Raw genomic sequence first — 2,941 nt, 5'->3', positions numbered from 1 at the left:
CCCTCTACTCCGCCGTCTCCGGGCCCGCCGAGATCTTCCGCGAGAGGTTCGCGGCGGCCAGGGACTCCTACGAGACTTGGCTGGAGTGCGCCAACCGGGCGGAGGCGGCCGGCGAGGCCGAGGAGGCGGAGAGGGCCAAGAGGAGCGCGGACGAGGCGGCGGGACGCGTCGCGGAGCTGATGACCTTCAGGAAGAAGCTCTCCAAGTACTGCTCCGCCTACACGTTCCTGTCCCAGGCGCTCGACTTCGGCGACCCCGACCTCGAGGTGTTCTACAGCTTCGCAAAGCTGCTCGGCCACAGGATCGCGGGCACCTCGCTCGACGACGTCGACGTGCGCGGCCTCGTGCTCCGGGACTTCCGCATATCGGCCCAGAAGGTCCCCGAGGGGGTCGAGGGCGGCGAGCTCATGCCGATGGGCGCGGGCGGCTCAGGCGCCGCTCCCAAGCGCGACACCATGGCGAGGATCGTGGAGAGGCTGAACCGCACGTGGGGCGACGAGGGCGACCCCCTCGTGAAGGCCCGAGCCGTCAATGCGGTCTCCGACGCCGTGGCGGCAGACCCCGTGACCAACACGCAGATCACGAACACGAGCAACACGAAGGAGGCTGTCCTCGCGGACGGGCGCCTGCGCAACATCGTCATCAGGGCCCTCATGTCGATGATGAGCAACGAGCTGGGAGACCTCGCCGAGCAGGCGCTCGACGACCCGCAGGCGATCGAGCCCCTGGCCGACCAGGTGTACGACCTCATCTCGCAGGGGAAGCGCTACGACATCGCCGAGCTCGCCTCCTACCTCTCGAAGGGGGAATAGATGGGCGCGGCGGGCTACGTCGAGGAGCTGCTCGGCGTCCGGGGCTGCGAGCTCATCGGCAGTGCGACCAAGGTCGATTGCGGCAGGAGGCTCCAGCAGTTCGACCTGAGATACCGCGGGCCCGTCCCCGCATCGTGCCCCGAGTGCGGCGGGACGCTGCACAGCCACGGCGCGAGGACCGTCGGCGTTGTGTCGACGCCACACTTGGGCATCCCGACGAGGCTCGAGATAGGGTTCCCGCGGATGCGATGCCCGGAGTGCGGCTACGTGTGGCGCCCGGCGATAGGCGGGGTCGACGCGGGTCACCGAATGACGGAGGCGGCATACGCCGACATCGCCCAGCGCTCACTCAGGCTCACCTTCCGCGAGGTCGCCGAGGAGTACCCGCTCTCGCACGTCACCGTGAAGAACGTCTTCGAGGACTACGTCCGCGAGAACGCCTCGAGGCTTCGCTTCAAGGTGCCGGCGTTCCTGGGCATAGACGAGAAGAACCTCAAGAGGGTCGGCATGGTGACCGTGATCACCGACCTCGAGCACAGGACGGTCTTCGACATGGTGCCCGGCAGGACGCAGTCCGACCTCGACGCCTATTTCTCCTCGTTGGAGGGCCTCGAGCGCGTACGATGGGTCTCGAGCGACATGTACCGGCCGTTCTGGAGGAGCATAGCCAAGTACACCCCGAACGCGACATGGGTCATCGACCACTTCCATGTCGTGAGGGGAGCCAACGAGGCCTTAGACGCGGTCCGCAAGGGCCTCCAGGGAGCCCTCGACAGGAAGGGCCGCCTTGAGCTAAAGAAGGGCCTCGCCTACGCCCTCAGGAAGCGGACACGCGACCTCAGCCCCTACGAGGCGTCGGCCCTAAGGGCGCTACGGGAAGACCCCTCCTACTCGACGCTGATGACCGCGTACGACCTCAAGGAGGACTTCTTCGGCATTTACGACGACCATCCGTCCTCACGCGAGGAGGCTGAGGCGGCGTTCGACGTCTGGATTCGGGAAATTCCCGATGGCAGGGAGTTCGATCCGTTCAGAGCCCTTGCTCGGACCGTCCAGAACCACCGCGAGTTCATCTTCAACTACTGGGAATGCCCCAGCCGCATCTCGAACGGCTACACCGAGTGCGCGAACCGGCTCATCAACGAAACGGACATGAGAGGGCGCGGATACTCGTTCGAGACGCTTCGGGCAAGGACCCTCTACCGCAGGCAGAACCTCGACCGCATCATCGCGAGCAACGGGCTCACGATCGGCCCTCGCATCGATGCTCCCGGCCCGCTCTTCGTGACCGAGCCCGACCGCGAGGACGAGGCCGTGGACGAGTTCATAGACCCGAGGTCGGGAGTGAAGGTCGACGCAACGACTGGGGAGGTCCATTAATGGGGAGCATATTCACCGAGCATGTATTTCCTAGATACGTGGGGCGTCAAGTGATGAAGCCCCAGATGAACGGCTTTAACGACCCCACCCTGAGGGATTTCTCCCTGCTCGACTCATCCGTCTTGATGAAGGAAAAACTCAAGGGCGAGATGTTCGAGGAGGAGTTCATCCGCTCGTTCCTCAACGCCGCGAAGGAACTGGCGGCCGCCGGAAGAAGGGCCATCGACCGACCTGGGATGTACGTGATGCTGAAGCACTCCTATGCGATCCCGGTCCTGTTCCTCACGAGACACTGCATGGAACTAGCTATCAAGAGGGTGATTAGGAAGTGCGGAGTCGAGCCCAAGAGAGAGCACAGCCTCACGAAGCTGTGGAGCTCACTGCTCTCGAGGTTCCCAGGGCAGAGGTGCCGTGAGGACAACAGGGCCATCAAAAATATGGGCGCATTCGTAGAGGCCGTAGCCGACATCGACGACAACGGCATCAGTCTTCGCTATCCGCAGGACAGTTCAGGAAGGCTCACGCAGGATAGGCCGCTCTTCGTGAATGACGAGGAAGTCGCCTCATATCTAGAGAAGTTCGTAGAGCAACTAGAGCTGATTGACTTCGACATGATACATAGAGACGTTAAATAAGTGGTTGGATTATTGCAGCTCCAGCTGTTAGAAAGATGGTTGGATGAGTTGATTTAGACTCAACAGCAACCAACCAGAGATTTACCAATTTCCAACCACTTGTTTTACATACCC

At 62.8% G+C, this 2,941-nt stretch carries 3 protein-coding genes; all 3 read left to right on the top strand.

The window, feature by feature from the left end:
* Positions 1-812: hypothetical protein (locus I2E45_RS10250; protein ID WP_229058944.1), on the top strand; the 812-nt coding region annotated here is incomplete at its 5' end.
* Complete coding sequence (locus I2E45_RS10245; RefSeq protein ID WP_195445981.1) at positions 813-2,192, top strand: ISL3 family transposase; 1,380 nt, start codon at positions 813-815, stop codon at positions 2,190-2,192.
* On the top strand, positions 2,192-2,827 hold the full coding sequence (locus I2E45_RS10240; RefSeq protein WP_015760609.1) for a HEPN domain-containing protein: 636 nt from the start codon (positions 2,192-2,194) through the stop codon (positions 2,825-2,827). Before I2E45_RS10245 ends, I2E45_RS10240 begins: the two co-directional genes overlap by 1 nt.
* The last annotated feature ends 114 nt before the right edge of the window (positions 2,828-2,941 follow it).

This window comes from Collinsella aerofaciens (assembly GCF_015555045.1).
Lineage (GTDB): Bacteria > Actinomycetota > Coriobacteriia > Coriobacteriales > Coriobacteriaceae > Collinsella > Collinsella aerofaciens_W.
This window is presented reverse-complemented; position numbering and strand designations above follow the sequence as displayed.

Excerpts from the sequence above, each read along its gene's own strand:
- I2E45_RS10245 (WP_195445981.1), top strand. The coding sequence starts at position 813 with ATGGGCGCGGCGGGCTACGTCGAGGAGCTGCTCGGCGTCCGGGGCTGC.
- I2E45_RS10240 (WP_015760609.1), top strand. The coding sequence starts at position 2,192 with ATGGGGAGCATATTCACCGAGCATGTATTTCCTAGATACGTGGGGCGT.